We start from the raw sequence: 14799 nt of genomic DNA, 5'->3' as shown, positions 1-14799 counted from the left end.
CCTCCCACATTGGATCTTCTTCAGCTCTGGATGGTGGCGCAAAGCTAGCACTGGTGTCGGTCTGCAAATCATTCCTTTGGCTGATTTGGCTGGCACATAAGCTCTCTAAAGTGCAGGTCTTCAAGCCAAGACCGTGCAGTCAGATAAGGGATTCGTATGTTGCAGACCCGTGTTATCCCGCCCGCCGAAGGCGCGTACCAATACCCGCTGTTGATCAAACGCCTGTTGATGTCCGGAGCCCGTTACGAGAAGACCCGGGAAATCATCTACCGTGACAAGCTGCGTTATACCTATCCCACCCTGATCGAGCGCGTCGCCCGCCTGGCCAACGTGCTCACCGCCGCAGGAGTGAAAGCCGGTGATACGGTCGCGGTCATGGACTGGGACAGCCACCGTTACCTGGAATGCATGTTCGCCATTCCAATGATCGGTGCGGTGATCCACACCATCAACGTGCGCCTGTCGCCGGAGCAAATCCTCTACACCATGAACCACGCCGAGGACCGCTTTGTGCTGGTCAACAGCGAGTTTGTGGGGCTTTACCAAGCGATCGCCGGGCACCTTACTACCGTCGACAAGACCCTGCTGCTCACCGACGGTGACGCCAAGACCGCCGAATTACCGAACCTGGTGGGTGAGTACGAAACCCTGCTGGCCGCTGCCAGCCCGAAATACGACTTCCAGGACTTCGACGAAAACTCGGTAGCCACCACCTTCTACACCACCGGCACCACCGGCAACCCCAAGGGCGTGTATTTCACCCATCGTCAACTGGTACTGCACACCATAGGCGTGGCAACCATCATGGGGAGCGTCGACAGCGTGCGTCTGCTGGGCACCAACGACGTGTATATGCCGATCACGCCGATGTTCCATGTGCATGCCTGGGGCCTGCCGTATGTGGCGACCATGCTTGGGCTCAAACAGGTCTATCCCGGCCGCTACGACCCTGAATACCTGGTGGAGTTGTGGCGCAAGGAAAAGGTCACTTTCTCCCACTGTGTGCCGACCATCCTGCAAATGGTGCTTAACGCCAAGGCCGCTCAGGGCGTGGATTTTGGCGGTTGGAAGATTGTCATCGGCGGCAGCGCGTTGAATCGCTCGTTGTATGAAGCCTCCAAGGCCCGCGGTATTCAACTGACCGCCGCGTACGGCATGTCCGAGACCGGGCCGTTGGTGTCCTGTGCCCATCTCAACGAAGAACTGATGGCCGGCAGCGAAGATGAGCGAACGACCTATCGCATCAAGGCCGGTGTACCCGGGCCCTTGGTGGAGGCGGCGATTGTCGATGCTGATGGCAACTTCCTGCCCGCCGACGGCGAGTCCCAAGGTGAACTGGTACTGCGCGCGCCGTGGCTCACCGAAGGGTATTTCAACGAGCCGCAGAAGGGCGCCGAGTTGTGGGCTGGCGGCTGGATGCACACTGGTGATGTGGCGACCCTCGACGCCTTTGGGGTGATCGACATCCGTGATCGCATCAAGGACGTGATCAAGACCGGCGGCGAATGGATCTCCTCGCTGGCCCTCGAAGATCTGGTCAGCCGCCATCCTGCGGTACGCGAAGTAGCAGTGGTGGGCATCGCCGACCCGCAATGGGGCGAGCGCCCGTTTGCGCTGGTGGTGGTGCGTGATGGCCATGTGATAGGTGCGCGAGAGCTCAAGGAGCACCTCAAACCTTTCGTCGAACTGGGCCACTTGAGCAAGTGGGCCATTCCAAGCCAAATCGCCATTGTTACTGAAATTCCCAAGACCAGTGTAGGAAAACTCGACAAAAAACGTATCCGTATCGACATCATCGAGTGGCAGGCCAACAACAGTACGTTCCTGTCGACTCTCTGACGCCCTTCGCCGCGCCCGTTTGGGCGCGGCAATGCTCTATCTCAAGCCTTCACTTGTGATTTATCGATTTTCAGCCATCCTTGCCGCGCCGATCTTCATCGGTGTGGCGAAAGGGTTGTGGCAGACGGGTTGGTGATGCAAATCACACTTTAGAGGGATCAAGCGCTACCCCCTGCTGGCTATAGTCCCTTCCAGAGTTTTTCGCGGATGTTGCGCTTCGGGCCATGGGGGCTCGGTTGCCGTTCGGCATTGGGATCGTTGTATTCCGGCTGATACATGCATCTGTAAGAAAGAACTCACTGCCATAACAATAATGCACATGGAGTAGCGTCGATGACCTCAGTAAACCAGTTCTGGCGCCGGGCAAGACTGCCTCTGGCCGTCAGTCTCGCTTCTACGCTCGCCGGGCCCGCATTCGGCGTCAGTTTCAACGTGGGTGAAATCGAAGGGAGTTTTGACTCATCCCTGTCGGTGGGTGCCAGTTGGAGCACTTCCAAGGCCAATCGCGACTTGATCGGCGTCAACAACGGTGGCAAAGGTTTGTCACAGACGTCGGATGACGGCCACTTGAACTTCAAGCGTGGGGAAACCTTCTCGAAGATCTTCAAGGGCATTCATGACCTGGAACTGAAGTACGGCGATACCGGTGTGTTCGTACGTGGCAAGTACTGGTACGACTTCGAACTCAAGGACGAAAACCGTGAGTTCAAGGACATCAGCGACAAAGGCCGGCCCATGGGCGCGCGCTCGTCCGGTGGGCAGATTCTCGACGCCTTCATCTACCACAACTATTCGATTGCCGATGAGCCGGGCTCCGTGCGGTTGGGTAAGCAAGTTGTGAGCTGGGGCGAGAGTACCTTCATTGGTGGTGGTATCAACGCCATCAACCCGATTGACGTGGCCGCGTTCCGTCGTCCGGGGGCCGAAATCAAGGAAGGCCTGATTCCGGTCAACATGTTCTACCTGTCGCAGAACTTGACTGAGAACCTGTCGGCCGAAGGTTTCTACCAGTTGGATTGGGACAAGACCGTCACCGATAACTGCGGCACCTTCTTCTCCCAGCCCGACGTGATTACCAAGGGTTGCAACGACAACCTGCGGTTGCTCAGCAAGCGCTCGGTGATCGCAGCCGGTGGTGGTTTGCCGCTGATGAACCAATTTGGCGTGAATATCAACGAAGAAGGCGTGTTGGTTAAGCGTGGCCCGGATCGTGATGCCCGTGATGGTGGCCAGTTCGGCGTGGCCATGCACTACAACTTCGAACCGCTGGACACGGAATTCGGCGCGTACTTCATGAACTACCACAGCCGTGCGCCGATCTTCAGCGCAAAAGGTGCTTCGGCGGCGACCTACGCGGCGGCCAACGCGCTGACGCCAACCCCGGCACAATCCCTGCGGCCGCTGATCGTGGCCGGCAACTCCAGCTACTTCGTGGAGTACCCTGAAGACATCCGCCTGTACGGCTTGAGCTTCTCGACCACATTGCCCACCGGCACCGCCTGGAGCGGCGAGGTCAGCTATCGGCCAAACGCGCCGGTACAGCTCAACACCACCGATATCCTGTATGCGGGTGTGACGCCGCTGATTGGCTTGGGTGGCGCGTCGCCGCTCAAAGGGGTTGCCGGGCAAGATCTGAATGGCTATCGCCGCAAGGAAATTACCCAGATCCAGACCACGTTCACGCACTTCTTCGATCAGGTCATGGGCGCCAGCCGCCTGACACTGGTGGGTGAAGTCGGCCTGACCCACGTGGGTGGCCTGGAAAGCAGTTCCAAAGCGCGTTATGGGCGTGACCCGGTGTTTGGTCCTGGTCGCGGTCCGCTGTGTGCGGCACTCAACGCCGGCACGATCCAGGGCGCCGGTCCTGGTACAGACCGCAGCAACCTGACGGCCAACTGCAACAACGACGGCTTCACCACCGCCAACTCGTGGGGCTACCGCACCCGGGCCATCTGGGAATACCCGGATGTCTTTGCCGGTGTGAACCTCAAGCCCAACGTGGCTTGGTCCCATGACGTCAGTGGTTACTCGCCCGGCCCGGGCGGCAACTTCGAAGAAGGGCGCAAGGCCGTCAGTCTCGGGCTGGATGCCGAGTACCAGAACACCTACACCGCGAGCCTGGCCTACACCAACTTCTTCGGCGGCAAGTATTCCACTGTGGATGACCGCGATTTCATCGCACTCAGCGTCGGCGCCAACTTCTAAGCGACTGAATTTCAGGAAGACCAGAGCATGAAAATAACAAAAAGTCTGTTGCACGTGGGTGTGCTGGGGCTGTCGATCCTGGCGAGCAACGTCATGGCGGCGGTATCGGCGGATGAAGCCGCCAAACTGGGCACGAGCCTCACCCCGATGGGCGCCGAGATGGCGGGTAACGCGGCGGGCACTATCCCGAAATGGTCGCCACTGCCCACCAATGCTGGCGCCGTGGATGCCCGTGGCTTCCTGGCCAACCCGTATGCCAATGAACAACCGAAGTTCGTCATCACCGCGCAGAATGTCGAGCAGTACAAAGACAAGCTGGCGCCTGGGCAGTACGCGATGTTCAAGCGCTACCCGGACACTTTCAAGATGCCGGTGTACGAGACCCATCGCGGCGCGACCGTGCCGGCTGAGGTGTTTGCCTCCATCAAGAAGAACGCCACCCACACTAACCTTGTGTCCGGCGGTAACGGCCTGGAAAACTTCGAGACGGCGATCCCGTTCCCGATCCCGAAAAGCGGTGTGGAAGTCATCTGGAACCACATCACCCGCTATCGCGGCGGCAGCGTGACTCGCCTGGTAACCCAGGCCACGCCGCAAACCAACGGCTCGTTCAGCCTGGTGTATTTCAAGGACCAGTTCGTTTTCCGCGACAAGATGAAGGACTACGACCCGAAAAACCCGGGCAACGTGCTGTTCTACTTCAAGCAGCAAGTGACCGCACCGGCGCGTCTGGCCGGTGGTGTACTGCTGGTGCACGAAACCCTGGACCAGGTAAAGGAACCGCGTTCGGCGTGGGTCTACAACGCCGGTCAGCGCCGTGTGCGTCGGGCGCCGCAAGTGTCTTATGACGGGCCGGGTACGGCTGCCGACGGCCTGCGCACTTCCGACAACCTCGACATGTACAACGGCGCCCCGGATCGCTACGACTGGAAGCTGGAAGGCAAGAAAGAAATCTACATCGCCTCCAACAGCTACAAGGTCGACGATCCTAAGCTCAAGTACACCGACATCATCAAGGCCGGCCACATCAACCAGGACCTGGCGCGTTACGAGCTGCGCCGCGTCTGGCATGTGGTCGCCACCTTGAAGGAAGGTCAGCGCCACATCTACGCCAAGCGTGACTTCTTCATCGACGAAGACACCTGGCAAGCGGCGGTGATCGACCACTATGACGGCCGTGGCCAACTGTGGCGCGTTGCCGAAGCCCATGCCGAGAACTACTACGACAAGCAAGTGCCGTGGTATGCCTTGGAAACCCTCTACGACCTGCAGTCCGGTCGCTATCTGGCGCTGGGCATGAAGAACGAAGAGAAGCAGGCGTATGACTTTGGTTTCACCGCTACCACCAGCGATTTCACCCCTGCGGCCCTGCGCCAGGACGGTGTTCGCTAAACAGCTCGGGCGTTCGAATGTGAGAGGGGGCTTGCCCCCGATGGCGGTGTGGCAGTCAGCCTATGCATTGACTGACCCACTGCCATCGGGGGCAAGCCCCCTCTCACATTTCTTGTCGCAGTTCTTTTTCAGGCAAATGTTGCAAAGATCTACAAACCTGCCGCTTTTACCGCTAGTCTGCGGACATCTGCAATGCCGACAACAGCCTTCTACAAGAGCCCGGCGATGACTGATCTGTCCCGAATCCAAGGGCCTGCAAGCGCAGTGATTCCGACGCTGGAAGCGCGCTTCTACAGGCCGCCGCTGCCTGACGGCTATGTGCTGCGACCCCGCCTGTGCGAGCGCTTGAGCGCCGGTTTGGAGGGGCGATTGTTGTTGGTCAGCGCACCGGCCGGGTTCGGTAAAAGTTCGCTGGCAGTCGAGTTCTGCCAGGCTCTGCCGGCGAATTGGCAAAGCCTGTGGTTAGGCCTGAGCCCACGGGACAGCGACCCAGGCCGATTTCTTGAGCGCCTGCTCGATGGCTTGCAACAGTATTTCCCGCAACTCGGCGCCCAGTCCCTTGGCTTGCTGAAAATGCGTCAGCGCCATCAACCCTTCGCCTTCGAAGAGTGGCTCGATGGTTTGCTGGATGAGCTCGCTGAATGCCTTTCAACCCAGGCGCCTTTATTGCTGGTGCTGGATGACTATCACTTGGCCCAGGGGCCGGTGCTGGACCGCTGCCTGCAGTTTTTCCTCAACCATTTGCCTGATGGCTTGGTGGTATTGGTCACCAGTCGACAGCGTCCGGATTGGCATCTGGCGCGATTACGTTTGTCGCGACATCTGCTGGAGCTGCACGAACAAGATCTGCGCCTGACTCATGATGAATCCCTGGCTGTTTTGGATCGTCATAGCAGCTCATTGCGGGGTGAGGCCCTGGATAATCTGATCCGCCGCAGTGAAGGTTGGGTTGCCGGCCTGCGTTTCTGGTTGTTGGCGGCCTCCGAAGCCGGCAATGAAGGCGCCTTGCCGCAAAGCCTGCACGGTGGAGAAGGGCTGATCCGTGACTACCTGCTGGAGGAAGTCATCGACTGCCTGCCGGTCGAGGTTCAAGCATTTTTGTACGACACTGCCCCGCAGGATCGTTTTTGCAGCGAGCTGTGTGACGCCGTACGCGAAGCCCATGACAGTGGGGAAACCCTGCGCTACCTGCTGTCCCATCAGGTATTCCTGGTGCCTTTGGACGAGCAAGGACATTGGTATCGTTATCACCATCTGTTTTCCGACCTGCTGCGCACTCGTCGCGCCAAGAGCGCCACGTTGCCCCTGGCCAGTATTCATCTGCGCGCATGCCGCTGGTTCAACACCCAAGGCTTGATCGATGAGGCAGTAGAGCAGGCGCTGCGGGCCGGCCATCTTGATGTGGCAGCGAACTTGGTACAGAACCTATCCGAAGAGCAATTGCTGGCCGAGCAGAATATCGGCATGTTGCTGCGCTGGAAGATGGACTTGCCTGACAGTCTGTTGATCAGCACGCCACGGCTGATCGTGTTGTACAGCTGGGCCTTGGGCCTGGCCTGCCAGTTGGATGCGGCGGAAGAGTTGTCCAGCTACCTCAGTCGCTTCCTGCCGGCCCCGTCGGCCACTGCGCAGAAGTCCATGCTGGCCCAATGGTTGGCGCTGAGCGGGATCATCGCCCGTGGCCGTGGAGATCGCGAATCGACCCAGCGCTATTGCAGCGAGGCGTTGGAAAGCCTGCCGCAGAAACGCTACGGCCAGCGCCTGATGTGCTTGTCGACGCTTTCCAACCTGGCCATCGTCGACGCTGACCTGTGGCGAGCCCGTGGTTTGAATCGCGAGTCCCTGGAGCTGGCACAGCGCGTCGGCAACCCTCTGTTTGAAGCGCTGGCCCATTACGACCGGGCGCGGGTGCTGCAGGCGCGTGGCGAAATCCTGCGCTCCCTGGATGAAGTGCGCCAAGGCTTGCAGCGCTTACACGGGCTGGCGCCGCAGCGCTTGTATGCTGTGAGAGCGCGACTGTCGCTGTATGAAGGCTACCTGCTGCTGGTGCGTTATCAGCCTGAAGCCGGCATTGCGCGGTTGCGCGCCGGCCTGGCAGAAGCCCGTGCCTGCCGGGACATCAGCGTCTTGATCGGGCATTGCGTGATTGCCAACTTCGAAGGGCGCCGTGGCGATTTCCCCAAGGCATTTGCCGAACTGGCCGAGGCCGAGCGCCTGATGCATATCTGGGATGTACCGCCGATCTACTACCTGGCGATGATCACACTGATCAAATGTGAGCTGTGGCTGATCCAGGGACGTACTGACCTGGCCGACGCTTGGCTGGCCCGCTTGGGGCAGACCTACAATGGTGAGCATGCGGCCGCTGCGCCGGAGTTTCATCCGCACTTGCCGCAACATATCGAGCTGCAACAGGCTGCGCTGGATGCGACGCGTCATCAATCTGAGGCTTCGCTGCGCAGGCTTGAAGCGTTGACGCAACAAGCCCAAAACAGCGGGCGCCAGATGATCGCGCTGATGGCGCTGACTCAGCAGGTGCATTTGCTCCTGGAGTGCGGCCAGGAAGCCAAGGCTCGGCTGATCCTCTCCAAGGCGTTGGAAGCGGGCGCTGGCGGGGCCTTGCAACCTTTCCAGCGCTTACTGGAAAACCACCCGGACTGGATGCGCGAGCAACTTGGCAAGGACTCCCATGGTTTGCTGAACCAGAGCCTGTTGGCGCTACTGCCCGTGGTTGTTCCGGCTGAATCTTCGCCAGCCCACGAAACCCTGAGCGCACGTGAACTGGCAGTGCTGCAGTTGATCGCCCAAGGGTGTTCGAACCAGGAAATCAGCAATCGGCTGTTTATTTCACTGCACACGGTCAAGACTCACGCCAGCCATATCAACAGCAAACTGGGGGTGGAGCGCCGGACTCAAGCGGTGGCACGGGCGCAGGAATTGAAGTTGATTGGGTAAGGTCTGTTTTACTCATGCAGTTATTCCAGCGATAGTTGCCCCGAAACGTTAATTAACTGGCACTTGAGGACCCTGCATGAACTCTGCAAAACCGACACTTATCCGCGAAACATTCCCCGTCGGGCCCTTGCAGTGCAACTGCACCATCATCGGCGATCCCATCACCAAAAAAGCCATCGTGGTCGATCCTGGCGGCAACCACGAGCTGATCCTGGCGCGTCTTGATGCGCTGGGTCTCAAGGTGGTGAGCATCATCCACACCCACGCCCATCTTGATCACTTCATGGCCTCCGGTCAGTTGAAGGAAAAGACGGGCGCGACCTTGCATTTGCACAAGGAGGATCAATTCCTCTGGGATAACCTGGAAATGCAATGTCAGATGTTTCGTGTGCCCTATACACCGGTGCCGTCACCGGATCGTTGGCTGGAAGACGAAGAGGAGCTGGCCTGCGGCTGCGGAGTGGCACTGCATACGCCGGGGCACACGCCGGGCTCGATGAGTTTCTGGTTTGCCGATGCCCAGCTGTTGATTGCCGGGGACACTTTGTTCCGGCGTGGCGTGGGGCGCACGGACCTGTGGGGTGGCGATCAGGCGACGATCGTGCGTTCGATCAAGCAACGCTTGTATACCTTGGACGAGGAGGCGACGGTGGTGACAGGGCATGGTCCGGACACGCGCCTGGGCGATGAAATGCGTGAGAATCCGTTTGTCCGGGCTTAAGAGTGACCTCGGTATTTTTCCGGATACCAAGTGGCGACTGTCCGGCGACACTTATAAAGAAAATGACAATTCCCGTTCAGCAACCGTCTGCTAGGGTTTTAATGTGCTCAGCTGTTGTAGAGCGGGAGCCTGCCGGGCATGGAATTTTTGCCGTTTGTCGTGTTCCAACCTCCGCACAGGTCCATTGCCAATGTCCTCTGCATCACAGAATGCAAAAGTAGGAGCTTCCTTCATGTTCACTTCGCGTCGTCTGCTCGTCGTTGCCACGGCTGTTGCCTTGTTGTCCGGCTGTGCTTCTCCCAACCCTTACGATGGTAGCCAAGGACAGGCGAACGGCTCATCGGGCATGAGCAATACGGCCAAGTACGGCGGCCTGGCTGCTATCGCCGGTGGTCTGGCCGGTGCGGCCATCGACCATAACAACCGTGGCAAGGGCGCCCTGATTGGTGCTGCCGTTGCAGGCCTGGGTGGTGCGGGCTATGGCTACTACGCCGACCAGCAGGAAAAGAAACTGCGGGCCAGCATGGCCAATACCGGGGTTGAAGTTCAGCGCCAGGGTGATCAGATCAAGCTGATCATGCCGGGCAACATCACCTTCGCCACCAACTCGGATGCGATTGCCAGCAGCTTCTATTCGCCGCTGAACAATCTGGCCAACTCCCTCAAGCAGTTCAACCAGAACACGATCCAGATCGTCGGTTACACCGACAGCACCGGCAGCCGCCAGCTCAATATGGATCTGTCCCAGCGTCGTGCACAGAGCGTGGCGAACTACTTGACCTCTCAAGGCGTCAGCCCAACCAACCTGAGCGCCCGCGGTGCCGGCCCGGATAACCCGATTGCCAGCAACGCCGACGTGAATGGCCGCGCCCAGAACCGCCGTGTAGAGGTTAACCTCGGCCCGATCCCAGGCCAGCAATACGGCCAGCCTGCCCAGCAACAACAGGCGCCACAGCAGAACAACCAGTTCCAAGGCAATCCGTACCAGCAATACCAATAAACGCTGGCCACAAAAAAGGGCGCCGTGCAGACAATGCACGGCGCCCTTTTTTGTGGTTGTCGGTTACATCAGTCGATGTATTCGAACACCTTCACGATCTTCTGCACGCCGGAAACGCCTTGCACCAGGTTGGCTGCACGCGTGGCTTCCGCCTGGGTCAGCAAGCCCATCATGTAGACGATGCCGTTATCGGTGACGACCTTGATGCGCGAGCCGGGAATCGCGCTATCGGTCAGCATCTGCGTCTTGATCTTGGTGGTCAGCAGGGCGTCGCTGCTGATGGCCAGCAGGGTGATCGGGTCCATCACCTGCAGTTCGTTGTGGACCTTCTTGACGCGCTGAACGCTGGATGCGGCCTGTTCAGCCTGGGCCTTGAGGTCGGCGCGTGGGGTTTGCCCGGCCAGCAGTACCACGCCGTTGAAGCTGGTCACGACGATGCGCGAGGCACCGTTGCCCAGGTCCGGTGCGGCCTTGGCGACGTTCACCTCGACCTTGGTTTCGATCAGCGAGTCATCGATTTTGCTGCCGAAGGTACGAGTGCCCTTATCGTCCTGAATGGGGGTGTCACGTGTTGCGGTGATTGCCGTGCTGCAGCCGCTGATGGCGAGGCACAGCGTAATGGCCAAAAGGCTGAGGCGTTTAACGGTCATTCTTCACTCCCGAACAGTTGGCTGTCGATCAGATCGCACAGGCAGTGGATCGCCAGCAGGTGGACTTCCTGAATGCGTGCAGTGACATTGGCCGGGACGCGGATCTCCACGTCCTCAGGCAGCAACAGCGAGGCCATGCCACCGCCGTCGCGGCCGGTCAATGCTACGACAATCATTTCTCGATCATGTGCGGCCTGGATCGCTTGAATAATATTCGCTGAGTTGCCACTGGTGGAAATCGCCAGCAACACATCGCCCGGTTGGCCCAGGGCGCGGATTTGCTTGGAGAAGATTTCGTTGTAGCTGTAGTCGTTAGCAATCGAGGTGATTGTCGACGAGTCGGTGGTCAGGGCAATGGCCGGCAGGCTCGGACGCTCACGCTCGAAGCGGTTGAGCAGCTCAGAGGAGAAATGCTGGGCGTCGCCGGCCGAGCCGCCGTTGCCGCACGAAAGCATTTTGCCTTCGTTGAGCAAGGCATTGACCATGACCTGACTGGCTTGCTCGATGTGCGGTGCAAGTACGTCCATCGCCTGTTGCTTGGTGTCGATGCTGGCCTGGAAAAGCTGGCGAATTCGGGATTGCATGTCCATCTGTGTGACCTTAAGTAGCGCGGCTGAGTGGCACGGAAATGTGCAGCCCGCAATGCAAAGAGCAAAAGTGTGTGGTGAAGGTGTGCAGTAATTCAGCTGTCGAAGGCATCTTTGAGCCAGTTCAGACCAGCAAAGCCTGTCGGTGAGCTTTCTATGGCAACCACATCGAAACGGCAGGGAGAGTCAGCCCAGCGATGCTCTTTTTGCAGGAAAAACTGCGCAGCGAGTATCAGCTTCTGACGTTTTCGCCCGTCGATACTGGCGAGCGCGCCACCCCATTGTGCGTGTTTTCTGTAGCGGACTTCGACGAATACTACTGTATCGCCGTCAAGCATGACCAGATCAAGCTCACCGCGTTTACATAACCAGTTCTGCGCCAACAGGCGCAGACCGTGTTGTTGCAGATACTGGAGAGCTTGAAGTTCGGCATCCTTGCCGCTTTGTGCGCTGGACCGCTCGGGCATCAGCGCGGGGTGTCCGGCAGGCGTTGGATGTCACCACCGACAAACTTCGCCCAAGGCATCTGGCGGTCGACGCGCTGGTTGGCGCTGACACCCAGGCTGCCCGAAAGCCCATCAACCCGAGTATCCGGCAGTGCCTTGAGCTGGCCCAGGCGCGGTGCCAGGCGGTAGGCGTCAACGCCCATTGCGTAGAGACGGCCGAGGCTGCCGTTGGCCTGTGGCCATTGCGCAGCGACCTGATTGCGCAGCGGGTCGGTGCTGTTGAGCAGCCATGGGGTCTCGCAGAACATGACGTTGGTCATGTCCAGGTACTGGTTCTTGTCACCGCTGGCGCTGAACACGTGGGAGGTCGCGTAAACCGGTACGTCACCGGCGTACTGGAAGTTCAGGGTCGGCTTGATCTGTTGGGCCAGTTGCGGAGTGACTGCCAGGAAGATGAACTCGATATCCTGGCGACGCGATGGTTGAGCCGCTACGTCAGTACCGACGGTGCTTTGCAGGCTCTTGGCGCGGCCTTCGCTTTTACGCAGTTGGAACAAGTCGGCAATCTGTTGGGCGAGGGCGACTGGCTGATCGACATACTCGACGCCAACGACGGTGCCGCCATTGGCTTCCCAATCCTGGCGGAACGCCTTGTAGACGCGCTCGCCCCATTCGCCACGGGGGACCATGGCGGCAGCGCGGTGCAGGCCATCGGCACGGGCCCGGCGCGACACTTCGCGGGCTTCATCTTCAGCGGCCAGACCGAACTGGAACAGTTGGGCCGGGCTGCGATCAGACTCGCTGTAGTTAAGTGCCAGGGTGGTGATGGGCAATTGTGGGCGTGTGCTGAGTTGCTTGACCAGCGGCTTCTCCAGTGGGCCGACCACCAGTTGCACGCCAGCGGCCTGGGCCTTGGCGTAGAAGTCGTCGATGGAACTCAGGCGCGAGCTGTCATAGAACTCGATCGCCGGTGGCTTCTGCCCGGCCTGTTCAGCCTGGTAGTGCGCGGCCATGAAGCCTTCGCGTAGTGCCTTGCCGACGGAGGCCAGCGGGCCTTCCTGCGGCAGCAGCAGTGCGATTTTGTTCAAGGGCTGGCTGGCCAGTTCCTTGAGTTTGGTCAGGGGCAGGGGCAGTTGCACCGCCGCTGGGTGGCCCGGGTTCTGCGCGCGCCAGGTATCGATAGCGGCTTGTTGCTGCTCCAGGGTTCCGGCGCCCTTGACCGCTTGGGCCAGGCTGATCCAGCCATCCAGGGCAGGGTTGCCGCTTGTTTGCAGCTGGTCGGCTGGTAACGCGGCAATTAATACCCAGATAGCTTCATGGTTGCTCTTGGCGGCGTCGCCGGTGAGCAGCGGGGCCATGGCCACGCGCTCACGAGCGGCGGCCAGGGTCTGGCCGTCGGCTTCATAGGCGCGGGCATGCACGGTGCCGGTACGGATCTGCTGGTCTGCCGGCAGGTCCTTCAGGCTTTGCAGGCTAGGGTGATTAAGCGCTGCCAGTGCCGCCTTGGGCTGATTGCGGGCCATGGCCAGTTCAGCGGCCAGGGTGTTGGCAAATACTTGTGCGGCCGGTTTCAGGACATCCAGGGGCACCTGCGCAAGAATCTGCGACGAGCGGCCAGGGTTGTTCTGGTGGAATGCCAGGTCAGCCGCACTCAGACGCAGCAGTGCGGCCTTTTCTGGTGTCTTGGCGGTGGTTGCCTGTTCGAGCAGTTGCTCGATACTGGCATCCGGGGTCCGGGGAAGGTCGCCAAGGCTGGACGAGGGCGAGCTGGCACAAGCGGCCAGGAGGGCAGCGAGGCAGAGGGCGGAGAGCAGCCGCAGGCAAGCGATCATGTAAGTGTTCCTGATACCGATCAAATTAGCGTGGAATTGTACCCAAGCACTGGCTCAGGCGCGATGTTACTGGCGTGAAAGCGTCGATTTAGGTCGTGCAGATGTTGCAAACGGTCGTCGATGGCTTAGAAGGCATCCACCGTGATGGCATATTTTCCAAGCGTCTACACGCTACAATGTGGCTTTTGCCAACCATCGAGGTGTGCGCTTTGACTGCTCCAGGTCCTTTGAATTCCACTGCAGGCTCGCTTTTTGTCGTGGCGACGCCCATTGGCAACCTGGACGACATCAGTGCCCGGGCGCTGAAGGTGTTGCGCGAGGTGAAACTGATTGCGGCGGAAGACACGCGCCACTCCCAGCGTTTGATGCAGCATTTTGGTATCAGCACGCCATTAGCCGCGTGCCATGAACACAACGAGCGCGAAGAGGGCAGCCGATTTATCACCCGTCTGTTGGCGGGGGATGACGTGGCGTTGATCTCCGATGCGGGCACGCCGCTGATTTCCGATCCTGGCTACCATTTGGTTCGTCAGGCGCGTGCCGCTGGTATCAATGTAGTGCCTGTTCCGGGGGCGTGCGCGCTGATTGCCGCATTATCTGCCGCCGGTCTGCCGTCGGACCGGTTTATCTTCGAGGGTTTCTTGCCGGCCAAGGCCGTCGGGCGTCGCGCGCGTCTTCAAGCTTTGAAGGAAGAGCCGCGTACCTTGATCTTCTACGAGGCGCCGCACCGTATCCTTGAATGCCTGCAAGACATGGAGCTGGTCTTCGGCGGTGAGCGCCAAGCGCTGCTGGCCCGTGAGCTGACCAAGACCTTCGAGACCCTCAAGGGCCTGCCATTGGAAGAGTTACGGGCCTTCGTCGAGGGTGACAGCAACCAGCAGCGAGGCGAATGCGTGGTATTGGTCGCTGGCTGGACTGCTCCTGAGAATGAAGAGGCGGTTGGCAGTGAGGCGATGCGCATCCTGGATTTGCTGCTCAAGGAAATGCCCCTCAAGCGTGCCGCAGCCCTGGCGGCGGAAATTACCGGCTTGCGCAAGAACGTGCTGTATCAAGTGGCGCTGGATAAACAGAAGGCCGAATAGTTCCGGGGGTTAACCTGTATTTCGTCTGAACGTGATGGCAATCCTGAACTTTTATTACTTGTCCTAAGCCCGCCGTGCCGTTAACCTGCG

General features: G+C 59.6%; 11 protein-coding genes. 7 read left to right on the top strand and 4 right to left on the bottom strand.

All coding sequences use genetic code 11. The features are described 5' to 3' along the window. Positions 1–156 precede the first annotated feature (156 nt). The 6 genes from AC07V4_RS13195 to AC07V4_RS13170 all read left to right on the top strand — a co-directional run bounded on the left by AC07V4_RS13195 (position 157) and on the right by AC07V4_RS13170 (position 10112). Positions 157–1839, top strand: a complete 1683-nt coding sequence (locus AC07V4_RS13195; protein ID WP_492636869.1) for a fatty acid--CoA ligase — start codon at positions 157–159, stop codon at positions 1837–1839. A 333-nt stretch (positions 1840–2172) separates the two neighbouring features. After that, positions 2173–4044, top strand: coding sequence for a DUF1302 domain-containing protein (locus AC07V4_RS13190; protein WP_492636870.1), 1872 nt, complete (start codon positions 2173–2175; stop codon positions 4042–4044). 27 nt (positions 4045–4071) lie between these two features. Continuing rightward, entirely contained in the window at positions 4072–5436 is a 1365-nt protein-coding gene (locus AC07V4_RS13185; protein ID WP_492636871.1) for a DUF1329 domain-containing protein, read from the top strand. 225 nt (positions 5437–5661) lie between these two features. Beyond that, on the top strand, positions 5662–8391 hold the full coding sequence (locus tag AC07V4_RS13180; protein ID WP_492636872.1) for a winged helix-turn-helix domain-containing protein: 2730 nt from the start codon (positions 5662–5664) through the stop codon (positions 8389–8391). Between the two features lie 76 nt (positions 8392–8467). After that, a complete protein-coding gene (locus AC07V4_RS13175; RefSeq protein WP_492636873.1) occupies positions 8468–9112 on the top strand; it encodes an MBL fold metallo-hydrolase in 645 nt (214 codons plus the stop codon). Positions 9113–9344: 232 nt separating this feature from the next. Further along, a complete protein-coding gene (locus AC07V4_RS13170) occupies positions 9345–10112 on the top strand; it encodes a YiaD family glycine zipper/OmpA-like lipoprotein (protein WP_431753597.1) in 768 nt (255 codons plus the stop codon). A 68-nt stretch (positions 10113–10180) separates the two neighbouring features. Here AC07V4_RS13170 and AC07V4_RS13165 read toward each other — a convergent pair whose 3' ends face one another. The 4 genes from AC07V4_RS13165 to AC07V4_RS13150 all read right to left on the bottom strand — a co-directional run bounded on the left by AC07V4_RS13165 (position 10181) and on the right by AC07V4_RS13150 (position 13627). Beyond that, on the bottom strand, positions 10181–10762 hold the full coding sequence (locus AC07V4_RS13165; protein WP_492636874.1) for a BON domain-containing protein: 582 nt from the start codon (positions 10760–10762) through the stop codon (positions 10181–10183). Further along, positions 10759–11352, bottom strand: coding sequence for a phosphoheptose isomerase (locus AC07V4_RS13160; RefSeq protein ID WP_007904374.1), 594 nt, complete (start codon positions 11350–11352; stop codon positions 10759–10761). Before AC07V4_RS13160 ends, AC07V4_RS13165 begins: the two co-directional genes overlap by 4 nt. 92 nt (positions 11353–11444) lie before the next feature. Continuing rightward, positions 11445–11816 carry a YraN family protein gene (locus AC07V4_RS13155; protein WP_431752763.1) on the bottom strand — a complete coding sequence of 124 codons (372 nt, stop codon included), beginning with the start codon at positions 11814–11816 and terminating at the stop codon, positions 11445–11447. Then, entirely contained in the window at positions 11816–13627 is a 1812-nt protein-coding gene (locus AC07V4_RS13150) for a penicillin-binding protein activator (RefSeq protein WP_492636875.1), read from the bottom strand. The genes AC07V4_RS13155 and AC07V4_RS13150 overlap by 1 nt, the downstream gene beginning before the upstream one ends. Positions 13628–13803: 176 nt before the next feature. Between AC07V4_RS13150 and rsmI the strand changes: the two genes are divergently transcribed. Then, complete coding sequence (gene rsmI, locus AC07V4_RS13145) at positions 13804–14709, top strand: 16S rRNA (cytidine(1402)-2'-O)-methyltransferase (RefSeq protein WP_492636971.1); 906 nt, start codon at positions 13804–13806, stop codon at positions 14707–14709. Positions 14710–14799: the final 90 nt, after the last annotated feature.

This window comes from Pseudomonas sp. GW821-FHT03A09, assembly GCF_059421065.1.
This window is presented reverse-complemented; position numbering and strand designations above follow the sequence as displayed.

What these genes read in the sequence shown, in the direction of transcription:
- AC07V4_RS13150 (WP_492636875.1), bottom strand. Translation starts at nt 13,627, where the DNA reads ATGATCGCTTGCCTGCGGCTGCTCTCCGCCCTCTGCCTCGCTGCCCTC.
- rsmI (WP_492636971.1), top strand. Translation starts at nt 13,804, where the DNA reads ATGTGGCTTTTGCCAACCATCGAGGTGTGCGCTTTGACTGCTCCAGGT.
- AC07V4_RS13160 (WP_007904374.1), bottom strand. Translation starts at nt 11,352, where the DNA reads ATGGACATGCAATCCCGAATTCGCCAGCTTTTCCAGGCCAGCATCGAC.
- AC07V4_RS13195 (WP_492636869.1), top strand. Translation starts at nt 157, where the DNA reads ATGTTGCAGACCCGTGTTATCCCGCCCGCCGAAGGCGCGTACCAATAC.
- AC07V4_RS13165 (WP_492636874.1), bottom strand. Translation starts at nt 10,762, where the DNA reads ATGACCGTTAAACGCCTCAGCCTTTTGGCCATTACGCTGTGCCTCGCC.
- AC07V4_RS13180 (WP_492636872.1), top strand. Translation starts at nt 5,662, where the DNA reads ATGACTGATCTGTCCCGAATCCAAGGGCCTGCAAGCGCAGTGATTCCG.
- AC07V4_RS13185 (WP_492636871.1), top strand. Translation starts at nt 4,072, where the DNA reads ATGAAAATAACAAAAAGTCTGTTGCACGTGGGTGTGCTGGGGCTGTCG.
- AC07V4_RS13175 (WP_492636873.1), top strand. Translation starts at nt 8,468, where the DNA reads ATGAACTCTGCAAAACCGACACTTATCCGCGAAACATTCCCCGTCGGG.
- AC07V4_RS13170 (WP_431753597.1), top strand. Translation starts at nt 9,345, where the DNA reads ATGTTCACTTCGCGTCGTCTGCTCGTCGTTGCCACGGCTGTTGCCTTG.
- AC07V4_RS13190 (WP_492636870.1), top strand. Translation starts at nt 2,173, where the DNA reads ATGACCTCAGTAAACCAGTTCTGGCGCCGGGCAAGACTGCCTCTGGCC.
- AC07V4_RS13155 (WP_431752763.1), bottom strand. Translation starts at nt 11,816, where the DNA reads ATGCCCGAGCGGTCCAGCGCACAAAGCGGCAAGGATGCCGAACTTCAA.